We start from the raw sequence: 20,382 nt of genomic DNA on the forward strand, positions 1-20,382 counted from the left end.
AAAAAATTAGAATTGAGAGGAGGTTTAACAAATCAATTTATAACCATAACCTCGAATGTTAACAATTTGTACATTATTGTCTTTCTGAAGTTTTTTTCTAAGTTTTGATATAAAAACATCCATGCTTCGAGCGTTAAAAAAATCATCGTTACCCCAAAGTTTTTTTAAAATAAAAGCTCTGTCTAGAATTTCATTTTTATTTTGTGATAAGTTAAATAGCAATTCATTTTCTCTGTGTGTTAATAATTCTGAATCATTTTCAAAGGTTAAAACTTGTTTAGGATAGTTTAAAATATAGTTGCCTATTGTAATTTTTTCTTGATTAATTTTTAATGCATTTCTGTTAAGTAATGATTGAATTCTTACAATAAGTTCTTCCATCGAAAATGGCTTTTTTAAATAGTCATTACCGCCATGATTAAATCCATCCAATACATCTTTTGTTTGTGATTTTGCAGTCAAAAAAATAATAGGGATTTGTTTATTCTCCAATCTTATTTCTTTTGCTAAAGTAAAGCCGTCTTTTTTGGGCATCATCACATCTAATACTAAAACATCAGGATTTATTTCATGATAAAATTTTAAAGCTTCTTCACCATCCTGAGCATGATGAACTTCAAAGTTTCTGGTTTCTAGACTTTCTTGAATAATTTGACCTAAGCTAGGTTCATCTTCGGCTAAAAGAAGTTTTATTTTTTTATCCATTTGGTAAGTTGATTTTAAAAATAGTGTGTTTAGAATTTGACATTAGAAAAATAGATCCTTCATGTTTTTCAATAATTTTTTTAGTGTAGTATAATCCAATACCAAATCCTTTAACATCATGAGTATTTCCTTTAGGAACTCTATAAAATTTATCAAAAATTCGTTCTTGTTGGTTTTTTTCTATTCCTTTTCCATTATCAGCTATTGATACCTCTAGGGTATCTAAAACTTTATTAACGTTAATTTCAATAATATCACCACCATATTTTACAGCATTATCTATTAAATTTGAAACTGCATTTTCGAAATGAAATGTATCAACTTCAATATTATATTTCTCAATACTAGAAGAGAAAGAAATAGTTTTATAATTGTTAATCAGCTGATGTTTTTTTGTCGTTTTTTCTATTAAATCAATAATGTTTATTTCTTCTTTTTTTAAGAGTAATTTCTCACTGTCTAGCGTAGCTGTTTCTAGTAGTTTTTCGACCATTTGATGTAGCTTTTTTAGCTGAATAGAAGAAATTGAAAGATATTTTTTCGTTTTTTCTTTGTCATTGATCATATTGAAATTATCGATAGCTTCAATAGCAGCAGAAACGGTTGTAATTGGAGTTTTAAATTCGTGAGTAATGTTACTTATAAGATCATTTTTTATTTCGGCAAGTTCTTTTTGTTTATTTATAATTCGCAGTAAATAAAACAGACTACTAATGACTGCTAAAGATAAAATAAATGAGAGTAAAATACCAGTAGAACTTCTTTTTAAAGCTTCAATTCTTGGATTACCATAATGCAATGCAATTTCTTCATCTAGTTTTAAAAAAGTAGATTTAGCTTCACTAACCAAAGGAAAGGATTCATAGTTTTCCATTTTATTACTAAATATGATAGAATCCTTTTTTTTATGGCGAAAATAGTAAGACATGAAAATACCTTTTCTTTGCAAGTCTTTACGTAAAATCGAATCTATTTTAGTATGATTAATAGTGTCGTTTTTGATTGAAATAAACATAGTTTGTAAACCTTTGATAAGTTTTAAACTGTCGGAAGCTTGTTTGCCAGTAAAAACTTTAACGTTGCTAACTTTGTGGTCAGAATTTATGTGAATTCCAGTTTTTTTATCTTTTGAAATTTGTGTTACTCCAACAATTGAGGGGAGTTGTTTTTGTGATTTATTTATATCCAAATTTATATCACACAAAATTGAGTCTATAAGAATAGAATCCATTGCCTTAAATTCTTTTGAGCTATTTGTCGTAAACTCTAGTGAAGAAATTTTAAAAGAACTTGAGTCTTTTACTTTATTTTTTTTTAAAGGAGAAAAAATATCATTTAAAATATTTTGTTTAACTAAACTATCTTGTTTTGTAATTTTTTTAGGTTGTATAATAGTATAGAAATTTTCTTTGCTAAGTTTTAAAAAATATTCTTCAATAGAGTTGTCAAGGCTTTCCTGTATTTCATTTATAACATACTGTTTGTTTTGCTCATAATTTTTATAATTCCAATATAATTGAACAGTAATGGTTGCTATAATTGTAGCAGAGATTAAATAGAAAATCCAACGATGCTTTTTTTCATTCATATTTCAAAGATAAGGAGTTAAAGTGTATAAAAATTAGTGGTTAACACTCGTTAACACTCGTTAACTAATAGATAATGAATTGATTTACATATTTGTGGTATCAAAATAATTATAAAATGAAAAGAATACTAGTTTTTGTAGGTGCATTATTTATTTCATCTTTACTAAAAGCACAAACTGTGGTTTATACATCTAATGGAAATGAAATGATTAGTGAATTAAAGTTAAAAGAAGAAAGAGATAATATCAAGAAAAAATTCACTAAAATTTTTAAAAAAGAAATGTTTGTTGGAACAAAAATTAAGAAAACAGAAAGAAGAAATGATTCAATAATTCATTTTATATCTTTTGATGTAAAGGATAATAAATCAAAGAAATCAAAAATGGAAAGTTTAGTAGGTAAGGAGTTTCCAAGTTTTAAATTTAAAGACATCAATGGTAAAGAAATTTCATTAGAATCATTAAGAGGTAAACCTACTCTTATAAATTTTTGGTTTACTAAATGCAAACCTTGTATTGATGAAATGCCACACTTAAATAAGCTTAAAAAGAAATATAAAAATTCTATAAATTTTATTTCTATGACTTATGAAAATAAAGCCGAAGTTAACAGTTTTTTATCTAAAGAGGAATTCCATTTTAAACATATTGTTAACGTTAAAGATTTTATTGATGAATTGGAGATAGAGTCATTCCCTTTAAATGTTTTTTTAGATGAAAATTTAAAAATAAAAGTGCTAGAATCAGGATTACCATACCAAACAATAAATGGGAAAATGGTTATAAAGAATGCAAATAGTTTTGAAGATATAATAAAAACCTTAAATATAAAATAATGAAAAAAATAATTTTAATAGCATTAATATTAAGTGGAGTATTAATGAATGCTCAAAGTTTTCAAGGAAAAGCAATTTATAAAACACATCGAAAATTTGATTTAAACTTGGATAAAGGAAAAGGGAAGGCAAAAGCTAAAGGGATGATTGATGATGCATTGCAAAAACAATTAAAAGCTCAATTAATGAAACAGTTTCAAAAAACATATACTCTAAATTTTAATAAATCAGAGTCTGTATATAAGCAAAATGAAGAACTATCATCTCCTGGAGGACAAATGAATGGTATTCAAATTCAAATTATGGGAACTGGTGGTGGATCTGATGTTTTGTATAAGAATATCAATGACAAACGGTTTTCAAACAAAACAGAAATTAGTGGTAAGCGTTTTTTAATTAAAGATAAACTAACCGATTATAAATGGGAAATGAGTGGTGAAACAAAAAACATAGGAAACTATACTTGTTACAAAGCTACTCGAAAAAGAGAAGAAACGAGAACTTCTTTTTCAATGACTGATGGAGAAAAGGACGAGAAAAAAGAAAAGGTAATGATAGAAACAATAGCTTGGTATACCCCACAAATACCAGTTAGCAATGGCCCAGAAAGGTTTTGGGGTTTACCTGGTTTAATTTTAGAAATACAAGATGGTAAACAAACAATTGTTTGTACAGAAATAGTATTAAACCCATCTGAAAAAGTGTCAATTAAAGAACCTAAAAAAGGTAAAAAAGTAACACAAGAAAAGTTTAATGAAATTATGGATGAACATTCTAAAGATATGATGGAGCGTTTTAAAAACAAACGTAAAAGTAATGACGGAAATTCATATAATATTGAAATTCAAGGGTAATCAATTAAACCTTTGGTATTGTTTATAGTCTAATTCTTAAATATTAAGAATTATTCAAAAATAACACCAGAGATATGAGAAAAATTACTACTTATTTATTTCTTTTATGTACCATTTCATTATGGTCGCAACAACAGTTTCAGGGAAGAGCGGTATATCAATCTAAAACAACTGTTGATATGAGTTCATGGGGGGCAAATATGTCTGAAGAAAGAAAAAAGCAGATTAAATCACGCATGAAAAATTTTCTTGAAAAATCCTATGTTTTAAATTTTACGACTAAAGAATCGATATACAAGGAAGAAGCAAAATTACAAGCTCCAGGTACCAGAGGATTTCGCTTTGGAGGATTTACAGGAGGAGGGGTTAAGTACAAAAATTTACAAACAAAAGAATCTTTAGAATCAGTTGAGTTTTTTGGTAAAAAATTTTTAATAACTGATAGTGCTGAAAAGCCAAAATGGGAGCTTGGTAGTGACACAAAACAAATCGGAAAATATACTTGTTTTAAAGCTACGTTAGTGAAAAAAGTAGACGCTTTTGATTGGAGAAATATGAGAAGAAGAGGAAAAGGAAATAAAGCTTCTGATTCATCAAAAAATACGAAAGTGACGGAGGATATTGAAATTCCAAAAGAAATTACAGTAACAGCATGGTATACTCCTCAAATACCGGTAAGCAACGGTCCAGGAGAATATTGGGGGTTGCCAGGTTTAATTCTTGAGATAAACGAGGGAAGAACTACTATTTTATGTTCTGAAGTAATAATGAATGTAAAAGATGAAGATACAGAAATTGAAGCTCCAACAAAAGGAGATCAAGTATCGAGAGAAGAGTATAATAAGATTATGAAGAAAAAAATGGAAGAAATGAGAGAAATGTTTCAGAGAAGAAGAGGAGGAGGACGAGGAAGAGGGCGTTTTTAAACAAATAACAATAATTTAGTAATCAACAAAATGAAAAAAATATTATTGGTAGTCATTTTTATGTCTACATGGGGGGCTTTTGCCCAAGTAACAATGAAAGGAGTTGTGAAAGATAGCATAGGAACCCCCTTAGAAATGGCTAATGTTATAGCTATAAATAAACAAACAAAAAAATTAGATTCCTATGGTTTTACAGATAGCAAAGGGAATTATAAGCTAAATTTAAAAAAGAATTCTAATTATAGTATAAAGGTTAGTTACATAGGTAAAAAAACAGTTGAGGTTTCTGTAAATTCAAAGGAGACAGATATTGAAAAAAGTATTAGTATGTTAAAAGATGATACTCTTGATGAGGTTAACATAACGTATAAAATGCCGGTAACAGTTAAGGGAGATACTATAGTGTATGATGCAGATAGTTTTAAAAGTGGTACAGAAAAAAAATTAGGAGATGTGCTAAAGAAACTTCCAGGTATTGAGGTAAATGATGATGGAGAAATTGAAGTTGAGGGTAAAACAGTTAAGAAAGTAATGGTGGAAGGAAAAGATTTTTTTGATGGAGATAGTAAGTTAGCTACTAAAAATATCCCTGCAGATGCCATAGATAAGGTTCAGGTATTGAAAAATCATAGCGAAGTTGGTCAGTTAAGTAGGGTTACTGATAATGAAGATAATGTTGTTATTAATTTAAAGTTAAAAGAGGGTAAAAAGAATTTCTGGTTTGGAGAAGTAACAGCCGGATTAGGAATGGGAACTAGTAAAGAACGTTATATAGCACACCCTAAACTGTTTTATTATAATCCTAAGTATAGTGTGAATATAATTACCGATGTAAATAATATAGGAGAAGTTCCTTTTACAATGCGAGACTATTTTAAGTTTACTGGTGGTTTTAGAAGTTTAGGAGGTAGCAGTAATGGAACAAACTTCAATGTTGGTTCTAATGATATATCTTTTTTGACACTTCAGAATAATAGGGCTAAAGAGATAGAAACTAAGTTTGGAGCTGTAAACTTTAGTTATTCCCCAAAGAAAACATGGGATTTGAGTGGTTTTGCAATCTATTCAGGGAATAAAACAGATATTGAACAAATGACAAGTAGAACGTATTCAAACGCTACAATTGATAAAAATAACATACCGCCAGTCGCTGGTAAAATAATTGATACTGAAACTACTCAAGATGAAACGTCTCAAATAAGCGACTTAGGGTTGTTTAAATTAAGTTCTAGTTATAAGCCAAATTCAGCAAATCAATTTGACTACGATATTTTTGCAAAGGTTTCTGGGCAAGAACAAAAACAATCTACAATTTCAAATAGAACATACTTGAATGCGAACAACGAAATTGTTCCGATTAATCAAATTTCAACACAAAATCCATTTTCTTTAAATCAAAATCTTAATTACTATTATACTTTAAATGATAAAAATATTTTTGCTTTTGAAGCGCAGCATCTATGGCAAGATGAAGATCCTTTTTACAATGCTAAACTAGAACAATTGTCATTTGCTAATTTAATAGGGTTAAACTTATCAGCAAACCCATTTGATGTGATGCAAGAGAAAAGAATAAAAACAAATAAGTTTGATGCAAAATTAGATTATTACTATGTTTTAAATTCAAAAAGTAACATAAATCTAACTCTTGGAAGTACATTAAGTAATCAAAAATTTAACTCAGCTATTTTTGAAGTATTAAATGGAAATAAAAGTAAGGTAAATAAAACTGAATCGATGAATGATGTAGATTTTACTTTTAATGATTTGTATTTAGGGTTACATTATAAGTTTATTACAGGGATTTTTACCTTTAATCAAGGATTTACATTACATAATTATATGTCAAAAAATACTCAGTTAGGATCAATAGTTACTAATGATTTTACAAGGATTCTTCCTGATGCCTCAATAAAAGTAAATTTAAAAAAGTCTGAGACTTTACGTTTGCGTTATAGTATGGAAACTAGTTTTACCGATGTAAATCAATTAGCTCAAGGGTATGTATTTAATAATTACAATAGTTTATATTCAGGAAATAGAGAGTTAGAAAATTCATTATCACATAATATTAACCTAAGTTACTTTAGTTTTAATATGTTTAACTATACAAATGTTTTTGGATTTATTAATTATAATAAGAGAATTGATGCTATTAAATCAAATACTCAATTTCTAGGGGTTAACCAAGTTAGAACTTCTATAAATTCATTGTTCCCAGATGAAACAATTTCAGGAAGATTAAACTTTCAAAAGAGTTACAGAAAGTTTAAAATTACTTTAGGAGGAAATGTTTCATACGCTAAATTAAATAGTTTAATAACGAATAGGTTTAATAATGAGACTACAAACAGGTTAACAAAAACATTTACTCAAAGTTATAGAACTAAATTCAGTACAAATTTTAGATCTGCTCCAAATTTTGATGTAGGTTATAATGTTGCAATAAATAACTCCGATATAGGTGGAATAAAAAATATATTTACAACACATAGCCCGTATATGAATTTTGATGTGTTTTTTCTAAAAGAGTTTGGGTTTACTTCTAAGTATACATACAATCAGGTTGTTAGAGACGGTGAGACTATTGATAAGTACGGTTTTTTAAGAGCTGATTTAACGTATCAAAAGAAAAATAGTCAATGGGAATATAAAATTGGAGTTACTAATCTATTAAATTCAAAGAGTTTAAATCAGAATAGTAGTAATGATATTTTTATAAGTAATAGTTCGTATGTAATTCAACCGAGAATAGCCGTACTTAGTATTAAGTATAATTTATAGACAGATTATTTGAATAAATAAAGGCGAGTATTTTGTGCTCGCCTTTATATTTTATGATTATAAACTACTTAATTATTAATTTCTTGGTAGTTTGTGAACCGCCATTTTTAATTTGTAGTAAATACATACCACTATTAAAAGAATTAAATAATAATTCTTCAGAAAAGATTAAAGAAGGGGTAGAGTAGGTTTTAGATTCTACTAATCTTCCTCTAATATCAAATAATTTTACAGAAACTTGATCTTGTGTTTTTGTTTCAAAAGTTAACTTAAACCTCCCATTTGATGGGTTAGGAAATAAATTAAAATTATTAAATGAAACTTCATCAGTTGAAGCGGTTTCGTCAATTTTTATGTTATAATCTTCGGTTTCACCCCATTCCGTTTTATGGTCTGAGTCACAAGCTCCTTCTCCATAGTTGTTAGTAGGAGAATCATATTCAATTAAAACTCTCATCCTAGTGGTTCCAGCTGTAGCATTGTCAGGAACTTTAATGTTAAATGTGGCGGTATCCACATCTTCTACTTTGCTTCCTAAATCATATCTTTCAGTAACATTGTCAAATTTGTAATCTTGATTCCAGTCAATAAAAACATAACAATGGTCTTGATATCCACCAGTATCAAAAGTTACACTTATAGGGTAAGTTTCACCTTTTTTTACTGTAGTTGAAATGTCTGTGAAATCTTCATATCCGTCAATAGTGTCATTACCGGAGTTGTTATTAATTGTATTAAAAGTGACATTGGTTATATGCTCGGTGCCGCCAGATTCATCAGTGAACGTAGATGAACAATAAGAAGGAGCTAAAGTTGTAAAGACTGAAACATCTGAAAAAATACCATCACCACAGTCATTTTTAGGTTTAACTTTCCAATAGTATTTAGTACTACCTGTTAATGGTTGTTTTAACGAATAAAGATTTGTTGAAGTATTTGTATCTATAATTATGTTAGTAAAGCTGGCGTCGGTAGCCATTACCAAATTGTAGATGGATGCATTTGAGTCTTCCTCCCATGTTAGTGTAGGGGTTATGTCAATGCCAACACTATCGTTATTGGGTTGATTCGTGTTTATTTTAGAAAATGTTGAATCAAACACTGTTAAATTAACACTTGTATTTTGGACCAAAGAAGTTGAAGTACCAACGGCAGTTATATTATATTTTTTAGGGCTAGTTCCATTTAGTCCACCTATTGTCATAGTTATATCGCCACTTTTGTTAATTGTAGCAGGAGAAAATGAAACAGATGCACCACTAGGTAAATTTTTAGTACTGAAAGATACAGTTTCATTAAAACCATTTATGAAATCTAAATTTAGTGTATAATTTACAGTATCATTAGTATTGTTACAAATCGAATTGGTACTTGTAGTACTAGAAAAGACAAAAGTAGGTATGGTAGAAACAATTGTAAAGTTTGTAGAATTAACATTATAAAAAACATTTCCAATAGCTTCAACTAGTATTCTTGCTTTGTTAGTAGGGTTATTAGGAATTGAAATACTTTGAGATCCATCATTAGGAGTGCTTTCTATCAAAGTAATAGGGAAGGTAACTCCACCATCTAATGAAAGTTTAATGCGAACATTGGCACAATTAATTGGAGCTTGGTCAGTTGTAGATTTATTCCAAGTAATAGTTTGTGATGATCCAGAATCCCAAGTAACAGAACTACTAGGAGCAGTTACAGTAAAAGGATTTGCATCAGTAACTGTTATTTTAATATCATCTCTGGCACTTGCCCCACCTCCTGGGTTATTATCTCTAACTGTCAGTGAAAAATCCATTTCTCTAGCTACAGAGGGTAATACCTCCCATGGAGAAGTTGTTTTATTGATTACATTCTCCAATTTAGGGAAATATCTATCAGGAGAAGTTTTAGAAGGTAATGATCTAAATAATGGTTCAGCTGTGTTGGTTCCAACTGGTGGCATTATTGCAATTTCATTATTAATTTGTTCCCAGTTATAGGTTAAACTTGAAGTACCATCAGCGTCGGTAGCTATTCCTTTTAACACAAAAGGGGTAGATTTTGGTATACTAACATCAACACCAGCATTTGCTGTAGGAGGATTATTACCTGTATTGGTTGTTGTTGCACACGAGGCTGTTCTTTGAATTGTACTCCACATTTCAGCAATATTAACCGAATGAAAATGATCATCACTATTATCTTGTACATTAGGAAAACAAATACCAGCATACCCCATAATTGTAGAGCCACTTCCAGGTTCTACTGCAGTTGCAGTAGCTCTTTGACAGCTATTGTTTTGAGTATGATTAGCACCAAACTGATGTCCCATTTCATGGGCTACAAAATCTACATCATAGGGGTCTCCAATAGGTGCAGGACGACCTGTAACACCTTTTGCTTTTTCTCCAGATATACAAACTACTCCAAGACCAGCTAAGCCGTCACCACCAATACTAAATATATGACCAATATCATAATTAGCATTCCCTATTTTATTATCACATACAGATTGAACTTCATCAATCATTAAATTAGGGTTTCCATCAGTAATAGGGTCAGTTTCTTTGTCTAAAAAAATTACTTCATCATTGTTAGCGACAATAATCATTTTCACTGATAAATCTCTTTCATAAATCGAATTAATTCTTGTTATAGAGGTGTTCAAAGCAGATAAAACAGCTGTTTTTTTGACTTGTTCAGTAGCGGTAGTCGATACTCCTTGCCTACTTAAATGAAATTGAGCGTATTCTCCACTACAAGCTAAAGCTAATCTATAGGTTCTCAATTTGCCATCATTGGCGTTCCTTGCTGAGGTTTTAATAAAAGATAAAGGCTGTTTTTCTATCTCCTTAACTTTACATTCAAAATTATCTTCATTTTTATTTAAATGTTCTCTTCTATATGAAATGTAGGTTTTATTGTTTTTTGTGTGTGGATCGATATATTGTGTACTATATATACCAGAAGTTATCATAACGTGAACTCCATCTGAGCCAATACTTATTTTAGCAGTAGCTGAAGGATCATCAATACCTTTGGCAGAGTAAGATTTTATTGATGGAAATTTTTTTGCAAGGCCATCTTCAAAATTAGAAGATTCAGTTACTTGATATTTAGAGGTTTTACCATGAACGTTAGGGAGCTCTATAATATTTGAGTTATTCTTTGATCTAGAGTTTAGATGAGAAGAGAAACTAACTATGTCTAAAGAAAAAATATGATATTTTTTTGGGGAGTTTTTACGTTGATATTGTTCTGATTTACTTCTTTGGTGATCGGATTCAATTTTTTTCCAGTAATTTTGTGCATTAGAAATAGTAACTAATGACAACAAGAGTAATAAAAGGGTTATTTTTTTCATTTGTTATATTATTTAAAGTTTAGAAAAAATGAATTTCTTAATAGAAGATGGGGTTAAGTAACGAAAATATGAATAAAAACATACATGTAAAAGATTTGTTAATAAAAGATTACAAGGAAACTTGGGATTTACAAACACAATTATTAAACGAAATTGTTGCATTAAAAAGAGAAAGAAGGGGGGGGGCTGTTGATATAGTAACTCCAAATTATTTTCTATTTGTAGAGCATCCTCATGTATACACTCTAGGAAAATCTGGAGATTTTAATAATCTGTTATTAAATGAAAACCAATTAAAAGAAAAAGGGGCTACATTTTACAAGATTAATAGAGGTGGAGATATTACCTATCATGGTCCTGGTCAAATTGTAGGATACCCTATATTAGATTTGGAGAATTTTTTTACTGATATTCATAAATATTTACGATTATTGGAGGAGGCAATTATTTTAACATTAGCTGAATATGGTATTAAAAGTGAAAGGAGCAAGGGTGAAACTGGGGTGTGGATAGATGTAGGAACCCCATTTGCAAGAAAAATTTGTGCTATGGGAATACGAGCAAGTAGGTGGGTTACGATGCATGGTTTTGCACTTAATGTAAATGCTAACCTTGGCTATTTTGATAATATTATTCCATGCGGAATAAGAGGTAAAGCTGTTACTTCAATGGAAGTAGAACTTGGTAAAAAAGTTTCTGAAGAACTAGTAAAAGAAAAAATATTAAAACATTTTAAATTATTGTTTGAAGTTAAAGAGTTCATAAAATAAAAAAAGAGGTTGATTAACAACCTCTTTTTTTTAAAATTATAAATAATTATTATTTTTTAGCTTTAATATCAAATGATATTTCCATTAAGTCATTAATGAATTTATCCTTTAATGCAGCGTCAAATTTCTTTGAGCTGTAAGTAACACCAAACTCAGTTCTATCAACACTAAAAGTTTCACTTTTTAACGTAGCTGAATCACCGTCTTCAGATATAGTTACAGGAATAGTAATACTTTTAATAACATCTTTTAAAGTCAAATTACCTGTAACATGTAATTTTCCATCCTTTTTTTCTGAACTAGCTATTACAAATTTAGCAGTTGGGAATTTTTCAACATCAAAAAAATCAGAAGCTTTTAAATGACCTTCTAATTTTTCTTTATCATCTCTTGCTTCTATATCAGTACATGTAATGGTATTCATATCAATGGTAAACTCTCCAGCTTTTAATGTTCCATTTTCTATATCGAAAATTCCATTTTGGATTTTTAAAACACCATTGTGTGATCCAGTCGGTTTGTTTCCTTTCCAGGCTACAACAGATTCAACAATATTTGCTTTGTAAGAATTTATTACATTTTCTACTTTTTTAACATCTGCTACTTCTTCTCCTGTAGCTGCTTTTTTCTTATCATTTTTACATGAAACAACAGTTAATGCTATAAAAGCAATAGCTAAAATTGATTTTTTCATAATATTGGTTTTAATTATTGAATTTCTAATTTAGAACAAATGTAAATAAAAAATATTTTCCGTGGAGATTATTTTTTAGTTATTAATTTGTTAATTATATAAGATGCTGCTTGCAATCCAAATGCAGCGGGCATATAACTAATGGTACCATAAAAAGATTTTTTATAATTAGTTCCATCAGTAAGTTTTAAACTATTTGACCTTTGCATTTCTTCAGAGTATACGGCTCTTATGCCTTTGTCAATATTGTGTTCTTTTAAGCGTTTTCTTAAAACTCTGGCCATTGTACAGTGCTTAGTTTTACTAATATCTTTAATTTTAATTTTTGAAGCATCTAATTTTCCTCCAGCACCCATTGAGCTAATTAGTTTTACTTTTTTCCTTTTAGCAGCAATTATCAAATTAAGTTTAGGTGTTATGCTATCAATACAGTCTAATACATAATTATACTTACTATCTACAATTTCAAAAGCTCTTTCAGGTGAAAGAAATTCTTCAAATACGGTAAGTTCAATATCAGGATTAATATCTTGAAGTCTTTGAGCAACGGTTTTTGCTTTAGATTTACCTATTGTACTGTTTAGTGCTGGTAATTGTCTGTTAATATTTGTTTCATCAAATACATCACCATCAACAATTGTCATTTTTTGTACTCCAGCTCTTGCAATAAACTCGGCAGCAAATGAACCTACACCTCCTAAGCCAACAATTAAAATGTTTGCTTTTTTTATTTTTTCCAATCCTTCTTGTTGCACTAATAGTTCAGTGCGCTCTAACCAACTCATACAATAAATGTTCTATTAAAATTTTCTGTTATTCTCTGTTTAACTAAGGTTAAATCTTTCTCTTTTAGCTCAGCAAATTTATTATAAATGTTTTTAATAGATTCATTAGAGTCATCAGTTTCTAAAAATATGTATTCTTCAGGTATTCCTTTTATTGTATTCTGAAGTTTATTGTTTTTTAAAATGCTAGCACCAATTGAAATATTAATATTATTTTTTATTAAGTCAGTAGCTATTTGTTTATTTTTATTAAAACCATGTATAATCCATTGTTGCTTCGTTTTGTAAGCTTTTTTTAGATGAATAATATCGTTAAAAGCCTTTACACAATGAATAATTAAAGGTTTATTATATTTTTCTGATAACAAAACATGTTTCTTAAAAACACTTATTTGGAGGTCGTAGCTTGTACTCGATAATTTATCTAATCCACATTCACCAATTGCTAAACAATTTTTTACTTTAATTTTTTTTTCTACGTTTTTAAAATCTAATTCAAGGTTGCCTTTTGAAATATGCCAAGGATGAATACCTACAGAAAACGGAGAATTTTCAGGGGTACTGTTATTGGGGTAGGTATTTATTATCGATAAAGTTTTGGGAAACTGTTGGGGTGAGTGTGTATGAATATCAATAAAATTCATAAAATTACTTTTACTCTTTGTTTTTAGAATCTATAATGATAGTTACAGGTCCGTCATTCAGTAATTCAACTTTCATATCAGCTCCAAATTTTCCAGTTTGCACTTTTTTATTTAAGTCAGTTTCCACTTGCTTAATGAATGCTTCATACAAAGGAATTGCGATAGAAGGTTTGGCTGCTTTTATATAGCTTGGGCGATTTCCTTTTTTTGTAGAGGCATGTAAAGTGAATTGGCTAACAATAATAATATCTCCTTGGTTGTTTAGGATAGATTTATTCATAATACCTTCGTTATCATTAAAAATTCGAAGGTTGCATATTTTTTTTGACAGCCAGTTAATGTCGTCAGAAGTATCTTCATTAACTATACCTAACAAGATAAGAAGACCATTTTTAATATTGGCAACTTTTTCGTTATTAATAGTAACACTAGCTCTTGAAACTCTTTGTATTATTGCTTTCATTGATAATCTATTTCCAAATATCTGTTCGGTAACTTTCTTCTTCTCCTTCTAAAATTTGTAAGTAGCTTTTATAGCGAGACCATGAAACTTCATCGTTTTCTAAAGCTTCCTTTACAGCACATTTAGGTTCGTTAATATGGATACAGTTGTTAAATTTACAATTTTGTTTTAATGCGAAAAATTCAGGAAAATAATCACCTAGCTCGTATTTGTCTATATCAACAACTCCAAATCCTTTTATACCTGGAGTATCAATAATTCTAGCGTTAAAACTAAGGTCAAACATTTCAGCAAAAGTAGTCGTATGTTGGCCTTGTTTGTGTTGTTCAGATATTTCCTTTGTTTTCAAATTTAAATCAGGTTCAATAGCATTTACTAAAGTTGTTTTTCCAACTCCGGAGTGACCTGCGAACATGCTAACTTTGTCAAGCATTAACTCTTTTATTAGGTCTATATTTTTATTTTCTTTAGCAGATACTTCAATGCACTTATAGCCTATAGCTTCATATATATCTTTTAAATATAAGATTTCAGCTTTCTGATCTATTTGATAAGCATCTATTTTATTAAATACTAAAACAACATTTATTGAGTACGCTTCTGCAGTAACTAAAAAGCGATCTATAAAAGTAGTGAAGGTAGGAGGGTTATCTATTGTAATTAGTAAAAATACTTGATCAATATTTGCTGCAATTACGTGAGTTTGCTTTGACAAATTCACTGACTTTCTAACAATGTAATTGGTTCGCTCTTTAATTTCAGAAATTACACCAGTTTCATCATCTGTTTTAGCTTCTAAATCAAATTCAACAATGTCACCCACTGAGATAGGATTCGTACTTTTAATACCTTTCATCCTAAACTTTCCTTTAATTCTACATTTGTGTAAAGTTCCTTCAGATTTTACCCAATACCAACTTCCTGTAGATTTGTAAACCGTTCCAATCATACAACAAAGATGAGAATAAAAAATGAATGTAAATAAAGTTATTTTTGAAGTAAATCGTCTATTTTTTTAGTGATTGAGCCTTGTTCTCCGAGTCTAACAACCATAAATATAACTTCAGGAATTAGTCCAGGTTTTATAATTAATGATGTTTTGTCTGCAATTTTTTGATCTCTAGCTTTAATTATTATAGATTGGTTATCTTTTGAATTAGAGGAAAGTTTTACAGCGAAATTCCATGCGCCATCTCTAGCTAATTTCATGCTAAAATTAATTAAAAAACTGTCAATTTTATTAGTGAACTTTAGCACTTTTTTTAAAAAAGGCCAAATAGAGCTTAAGTTTTGTTCTATATTATTTACCAAAGAAGATAAAATTACATTTATTTTATCAAAATCATTTTTAAGGCTGTTTATTGATTTTCCCTCACAGACCTGGGCTGCAGCAATGCCTAAATCTAAATTTATATGTGCATTCATCCCCATTAGTAAGTGCTGTAAAACAATAGGCCAGTATTTTGTGGAAATATTAAATGTTTTTTCCCATGATTGACTTATCGATTTATTTTCTTTATGATTATAATATGCTGAAATATATCTTTTGGCAAAAATAACGTCTAATTTTTCCATTCGTTTTCCATCTTCAAAGAAGTTTTCTAAAATACCTTGTTTAACTTCTTTAGTTACTTTCAGGTATAGAGCAGCAAAGTAACCTAGAGTGCTTTCGTTTTTAATGGTATCTTCAATAATATTTTGTAATGTGTCAATTACATCATCAATAGTTTCAATTGGAGGCATTATGAATACAAGTTTGGTAGTGTTGAAATTACAAAAATTAGGATGAATAAAAAAGGTTGCTTTTTTGAGCAACCTTCCAGCATTTATTAACATTAAATAGATTTTATCCTTTAATGATTTTTTCTTGGTGATTGATACTTTCTTGGTGAATAGCTTTAAACATTTTTAAAACAAATTCTTCGCTCAGGCCTCTTCGCTCTCCTTCTAATATCATGTTGCCTAAAATTTCATTCCATCGTTTAGATTGAAGCACGGCTACATTCTTTTCCTTTTTTAATTCACCAATTTTATCAGCAATTGTCATTCTTTTTCCAAGCATGTCAATTAATTGATTGTCGGTAATATTTATTTGAGCTCTTAAATTATCAAGAGATTCTCTATAGGTTTGATCGGTAGTTGTTTCTTTTCTAACACGTAGGTCAATCATCATTTGCTTTAAAGTATTAGGAGTTACTTGCTGAGCAGCATCGCTCCAAGCATTGTCAGGGTCAATATGTGTTTCTATCATTAAACCATCAAAGTTTAAATCTAAAGCAGTTTGAGAAACATCAAAAACCATATCTCTTTTTCCGGTAATATGTGATGGGTCGCAGATTAAAGGTAAGTCTGGAAATCTGTGTTGGAATTCAATAGCTAATTGCCATTCAGGAATATTTCTATATTTTGATTTTTCATAGGTAGAAAAACCTCTATGGATAGCTCCTAGTTTTTTAATTCCAGCTGAGTATAATCGCTCTATTCCGCCTAACCACAAAGCTAAATCGGGATTAACAGGGTTTTTTACTAAAACTATTTTGTCGGTACCTTTCAATGCATCAGCAATTTCTTGCATAATAAACGGACTAACTGTTGAACGAGCACCGATCCAAAGTAAATCTATGTCATGTTCTAAGGCAAGTTTTACGTGAGCTGCATTAGCTACTTCGGTACAGGTTTTCATTCCTGTTTCTTCTTTTACTTTTTGTAGCCATTTCAAACCTAAAGCTCCTACGCCTTCAAAATTACCTGGTCTTGTTCTTGGTTTCCAAATTCCGGCACGGTAGTAGTTTACATCAGAATCTTTTAATTCATGTGCGATTTTTAAAACCTGATCTTCGGTTTCTGCACTACAAGGTTGTGCTATCACTAGAGGATGAGTAAGGTTCATATCATCCAACCATGTTTTTAGTTCTTTTGTATTTTCCATTTTATTAGTTGTTGTGGCTTTTAGTTTATGCCGTTTAAAATTTGTTTTATATGATTTGTGTTTTCCATTTCTTGATAAATTTCTGCAAAATTATCTTTAAGCATGAGTTCTTTAAACTGTTGTAGATTTTGAATGTATTCTTCTAAAGTTTCAATAACATTGGTTTTATTTTGTTCAAAAATTGGAGCCCACATTGCTGGTGAGCTTTTAGCCAAACGAACCGTTGAAGCAAATCCACTTCCAGCCATGTCAAAAATATCTCGTTCATTTTTTTCTTTTTCAATTACTGTTTTTCCAAGCATGAAAGAGCTTATATGTGACAAATGAGATACATAAGCAATATGTTTATCATGCGATTTGGGATCCATATAACGAATACGCATTCCAATTTTTGAGAAGATGTCTAATGCTTTTTCCTGAAGTTTAAAAGCAGTTTTTTCTACTTCACAAATAATATTTGTTTTGCCTCTGTATAGGTTTTTAAGAGCTGCTTTTGGGCCGGAAAATTCTGTACCTGCTATTGGGTGTGTGGCTAAAAAATTTCTTCTTTTAGGGTGGTTTTTTATGATTTCACAAACATCTTCTTTGGTGGAGCCTACATCCATGACTAAAGTATTGTCTGAAATTTCATCTAATACTTTCGGAGTTAATTTAAGAGAAGCGTCTACAGGTACTGAGATTATAACAATGTCGGCATTCTTTAAATCGTTAAACGTAGCTTTTTTCTGAATAATTCCAATTTTTAAAGCTTGGTTTAAATGCTCTTCATTTGTATCTATTCCGTAAATAATTACTTCATTAAGTTCATGTTGAATATCCAGTGCTAAACTTCCACCTATTAACCCTAATCCTATTACAAATACATTCATTTTAAAATCTAGTTATTGCTTCTTTAATCTTTTCTTCAGGAACACATAACGAAAATCGAATGTATCCCTCGCCTTGGCTTCCAAAAATAGTTCCTGGGGCAACAAAAATATGTTTGTTGTGTAGTAAATTATCTACTGTTTTTTCTGATTCTTGACCTTCAGGTAATTTAGCCCAGACAAACATTCCTGAAGTGTTTTTATCATAAGTGCAACCTAAAATATCAGCTATTTTGAAAATTAGTTTTTGTCGAGAATGGTATATTTTATTTTGTTCTTTAAACCATGTATTGTCTAATTCTAGTGCTTTTATAGCTCCTTTTTGAATACCATAAAACATACCAGAATCCATTTGAGTTTTTACTTTTAAAACTTCATTTAAAAAATGTTGACTACCAATTAATTTACCAACTCTCCAACCAGCCATATTGTATGATTTACTTAAAGAGTTTAATTCAAGGGCTATGTCTTTAGCTCCTTTAATTTGTAAAATACTTTTTGGAGTATCGTTTAATATGAAGCTATATGGATTGTCATTTACAATTATGATGTGATGTTTCTTTCCGAATTCAATTAATTGTTCATATGTTTTTGTTAATGCTTTCGTGCCTGTAGGCATATGCGGATAATTCACCCACATTAATTTTACATTAGTTAAGTCGAGTTTTTCTAACTCCTCGAAATTAGGTTGCCAATCATTTGCTGCGTCTAATTCGTAAAAAACTGATTTGGCTCCTACTAATTTGGTAACTGAACTGTAAGTAGGGTAACCCGGATTTGGAATTAAAACTTGATCATCCTGATTTAAAAATGCTAAAGAAATATGCATAATTCCCTCTTTGCTTCCCATTAAAGGTAGAATTTCGCTGTCAGGATTTATAATAACATTGTATTTGTTTTTATAAAAATTAGCAACAGCGCTTCTGAATTCAGGTAAGCCTTGGTAGCTTTGGTATTTATGAGCACCTACATCAGTTAGACTATCTTGAATTGCTTTTATTACAGTATTGGGCGGTTGTAAATCAGGACTACCGATGCCCATATTTATTATAGGATTTCCTTCAGATGCTAATTGTCTTACTTCTTTTAATTTTTTTGAGAAGTAGTATTCTTGTACAGTTTTTAATCTTTTTGCTGATTGGATCATTTTCTTCCGTTTTTATAAGCTCCTAAAACTTTAAATTCTTCTGCCATTATTTCTATAATTGCAATTGCTTTTTCATAATCTTTATAACTATCAAAGGTTACATCAACAAAGAATGAATATTTCCAAGGTGATTCTATAACCGGAAGCGACTGTATTTTTGTTAAATTCATTTTACAATCACTTAATACGTTTAGGATGGTTGCTAAACTTCCTCTTTTATGATCTAGTTGAAACTTGAAAGAAGCTTTGTTTATTTGGTCAATACCATTGTTTGGTTTTTCAGTTTGGATAATTACAAACCTTGTAGAGTTGTCTTTCATGGTTTGTATCTCATCTTCTAAAACCTCTAAACCAAAAATTTCAGCAGCTAATTTAGGAGCAATTGCAGCAACACCCTTTAATTGTTTTTTAGCAATACGCTTAGCAACTTCAGCAGTATCTACATCTTCAACTAATCTTATATTAGGATGTTTTTTAAAAAACTCCTTACATTGTAACAAAGCCATTGGATGAGAGCATACTTCTTTAATTTCCTCAATTTTTTGACCAGGCAAAGCCATTAAATGATGATGGATGTTTAAGTATTCTTCCCCGCTAATATGTAAATTGTTAGAGTCTATTAAAGCGTAATTAGGTATGATAGAACCTGCAATTGTGTTTTCTATAGCCATAACAGCTTTTTCAGATGTTTTATTTAATAAACACTCCACAAGTTTGTCAAAAGATAAACATTCTTCTAACTGAACATTTTCCCCGTAAAAATCTCGAGCTACTTTATGATGATTAGAACCTTCGGCTCCTTGAATGGCTATTTTTTTCATTTTAGTGTAAAAAAAAAGCCTCGATGTTATCGAGACTTTATGGTTATAATATTTTTTTGTTAGTTAAATATATGGTATAAAGTCTCTGCTCTTACTAAAATAGTAAAAGAAAAAAAAGAAACCTTGCCATACATTTTGTAACATTCTTTGTGTTTTATTTTGTACGTCACAAATCTTAGAAATTAATTTTACATAACCAAACTTTTTTTCAAAAAAAAACCTTCTCAATA

Annotated in this window: 18 protein-coding genes; 5 read left to right on the forward strand and 13 right to left on the reverse strand. The window is 29.7% G+C overall.

The window, feature by feature from the left end; translation table 11 throughout:
- Window positions 1-24: 24 nt before the first annotated feature.
- Together ACMFBB_RS15740 and ACMFBB_RS15745 are read right to left on the reverse strand one after the other, a co-directional pair.
- Entirely contained in the window at window positions 25-705 is a 681-nt protein-coding gene (locus tag ACMFBB_RS15740; RefSeq protein ID WP_435261694.1) for a response regulator transcription factor, read from the reverse strand.
- Window positions 698-2,293, reverse strand: coding sequence for a sensor histidine kinase (locus ACMFBB_RS15745; RefSeq protein ID WP_435261695.1), 1,596 nt, complete (start codon window positions 2,291-2,293; stop codon window positions 698-700). The genes ACMFBB_RS15740 and ACMFBB_RS15745 overlap by 8 nt, the downstream gene beginning before the upstream one ends.
- A gap of 116 nt (window positions 2,294-2,409) precedes the next feature.
- Between ACMFBB_RS15745 and ACMFBB_RS15750 the strand changes: the two genes are divergently transcribed.
- The 4 genes from ACMFBB_RS15750 (at window position 2,410) to ACMFBB_RS15765 (ending at window position 7,693) form a co-directional block, all read left to right on the forward strand.
- Window positions 2,410-3,129: a TlpA family protein disulfide reductase gene (locus tag ACMFBB_RS15750; RefSeq protein ID WP_435261696.1), complete on the forward strand. Its 720-nt coding sequence runs from the start codon at window positions 2,410-2,412 to the stop codon at window positions 3,127-3,129.
- Window positions 3,129-3,983: a GLPGLI family protein gene (locus ACMFBB_RS15755; RefSeq protein WP_435261697.1), complete on the forward strand. Its 855-nt coding sequence runs from the start codon at window positions 3,129-3,131 to the stop codon at window positions 3,981-3,983. Before ACMFBB_RS15750 ends, ACMFBB_RS15755 begins: the two co-directional genes overlap by 1 nt.
- A gap of 74 nt (window positions 3,984-4,057) precedes the next feature.
- A complete protein-coding gene (locus tag ACMFBB_RS15760) occupies window positions 4,058-4,909 on the forward strand; it encodes a GLPGLI family protein (protein ID WP_435261698.1) in 852 nt (283 codons plus the stop codon).
- 30 nt (window positions 4,910-4,939) lie between these two features.
- On the forward strand, window positions 4,940-7,693 hold the full coding sequence (locus tag ACMFBB_RS15765) for a carboxypeptidase-like regulatory domain-containing protein (protein ID WP_435261699.1): 2,754 nt from the start codon (window positions 4,940-4,942) through the stop codon (window positions 7,691-7,693).
- A 64-nt stretch (window positions 7,694-7,757) separates the two neighbouring features.
- Here ACMFBB_RS15765 and ACMFBB_RS15770 read toward each other — a convergent pair whose 3' ends face one another.
- Window positions 7,758-11,033 (reverse strand): reprolysin-like metallopeptidase, encoded by a 3,276-nt coding sequence (locus ACMFBB_RS15770; protein ID WP_435261700.1) that lies wholly within the window; start codon window positions 11,031-11,033, stop codon window positions 7,758-7,760.
- A 68-nt stretch (window positions 11,034-11,101) separates the two neighbouring features.
- Here ACMFBB_RS15770 and lipB point away from each other — a divergent pair, with 68 nt between their 5' ends.
- Window positions 11,102-11,803 carry a lipoyl(octanoyl) transferase LipB gene (gene lipB, locus ACMFBB_RS15775; RefSeq protein WP_435261701.1) on the forward strand — a complete coding sequence of 234 codons (702 nt, stop codon included), beginning with the start codon at window positions 11,102-11,104 and terminating at the stop codon, window positions 11,801-11,803.
- Window positions 11,804-11,852: 49 nt separating this feature from the next.
- Here the strand turns inward: lipB and ACMFBB_RS15780 are convergent, their stop codons facing one another.
- The 10 genes from ACMFBB_RS15780 to ACMFBB_RS15825 all read right to left on the reverse strand — a co-directional run bounded on the left by ACMFBB_RS15780 (window position 11,853) and on the right by ACMFBB_RS15825 (window position 20,152).
- Entirely contained in the window at window positions 11,853-12,497 is a 645-nt protein-coding gene (locus ACMFBB_RS15780; RefSeq protein ID WP_435261702.1) for a YceI family protein, read from the reverse strand.
- Between the two features lie 68 nt (window positions 12,498-12,565).
- Entirely contained in the window at window positions 12,566-13,282 is a 717-nt protein-coding gene (locus ACMFBB_RS15785; RefSeq protein WP_435261703.1) for a tRNA threonylcarbamoyladenosine dehydratase, read from the reverse strand.
- Window positions 13,279-13,926 carry a TatD family hydrolase gene (locus tag ACMFBB_RS15790; protein ID WP_435261704.1) on the reverse strand — a complete coding sequence of 216 codons (648 nt, stop codon included), beginning with the start codon at window positions 13,924-13,926 and terminating at the stop codon, window positions 13,279-13,281. The genes ACMFBB_RS15785 and ACMFBB_RS15790 overlap by 4 nt, the downstream gene beginning before the upstream one ends.
- A gap of 10 nt (window positions 13,927-13,936) precedes the next feature.
- The gene (gene dtd, locus ACMFBB_RS15795; RefSeq protein WP_435261705.1) at window positions 13,937-14,389 is read right to left on the reverse strand and encodes a D-aminoacyl-tRNA deacylase; all 453 of its coding nucleotides are present in this window, start codon (window positions 14,387-14,389) and stop codon (window positions 13,937-13,939) included.
- 7 nt (window positions 14,390-14,396) lie between these two features.
- A complete protein-coding gene (gene rsgA, locus ACMFBB_RS15800; protein ID WP_435261706.1) occupies window positions 14,397-15,338 on the reverse strand; it encodes a ribosome small subunit-dependent GTPase A in 942 nt (313 codons plus the stop codon).
- Window positions 15,339-15,376: 38 nt separating this feature from the next.
- Window positions 15,377-16,225 (reverse strand): DUF5995 family protein, encoded by an 849-nt coding sequence (locus ACMFBB_RS15805; RefSeq protein WP_435261707.1) that lies wholly within the window; start codon window positions 16,223-16,225, stop codon window positions 15,377-15,379.
- Window positions 16,226-16,235: 10 nt separating this feature from the next.
- Window positions 16,236-17,318, reverse strand: coding sequence for a chorismate mutase (locus tag ACMFBB_RS15810; protein WP_435261708.1), 1,083 nt, complete (start codon window positions 17,316-17,318; stop codon window positions 16,236-16,238).
- A gap of 20 nt (window positions 17,319-17,338) precedes the next feature.
- Window positions 17,339-18,187 carry a prephenate dehydrogenase gene (locus ACMFBB_RS15815; protein ID WP_435261709.1) on the reverse strand — a complete coding sequence of 283 codons (849 nt, stop codon included), beginning with the start codon at window positions 18,185-18,187 and terminating at the stop codon, window positions 17,339-17,341.
- Between the two features lies 1 nt (window position 18,188).
- Window positions 18,189-19,331 carry a pyridoxal phosphate-dependent aminotransferase gene (locus ACMFBB_RS15820; RefSeq protein ID WP_435261710.1) on the reverse strand — a complete coding sequence of 381 codons (1,143 nt, stop codon included), beginning with the start codon at window positions 19,329-19,331 and terminating at the stop codon, window positions 18,189-18,191.
- Window positions 19,328-20,152: a prephenate dehydratase gene (locus ACMFBB_RS15825; protein ID WP_435261711.1), complete on the reverse strand. Its 825-nt coding sequence runs from the start codon at window positions 20,150-20,152 to the stop codon at window positions 19,328-19,330. The genes ACMFBB_RS15820 and ACMFBB_RS15825 overlap by 4 nt, the downstream gene beginning before the upstream one ends.
- Window positions 20,153-20,382: the final 230 nt, after the last annotated feature.

This window comes from Tenacibaculum sp. nBUS_03, from assembly GCF_051201695.1.
In the GTDB taxonomy this organism is placed as follows: Bacteria; Bacteroidota; Bacteroidia; order Flavobacteriales; family Flavobacteriaceae; genus Polaribacter.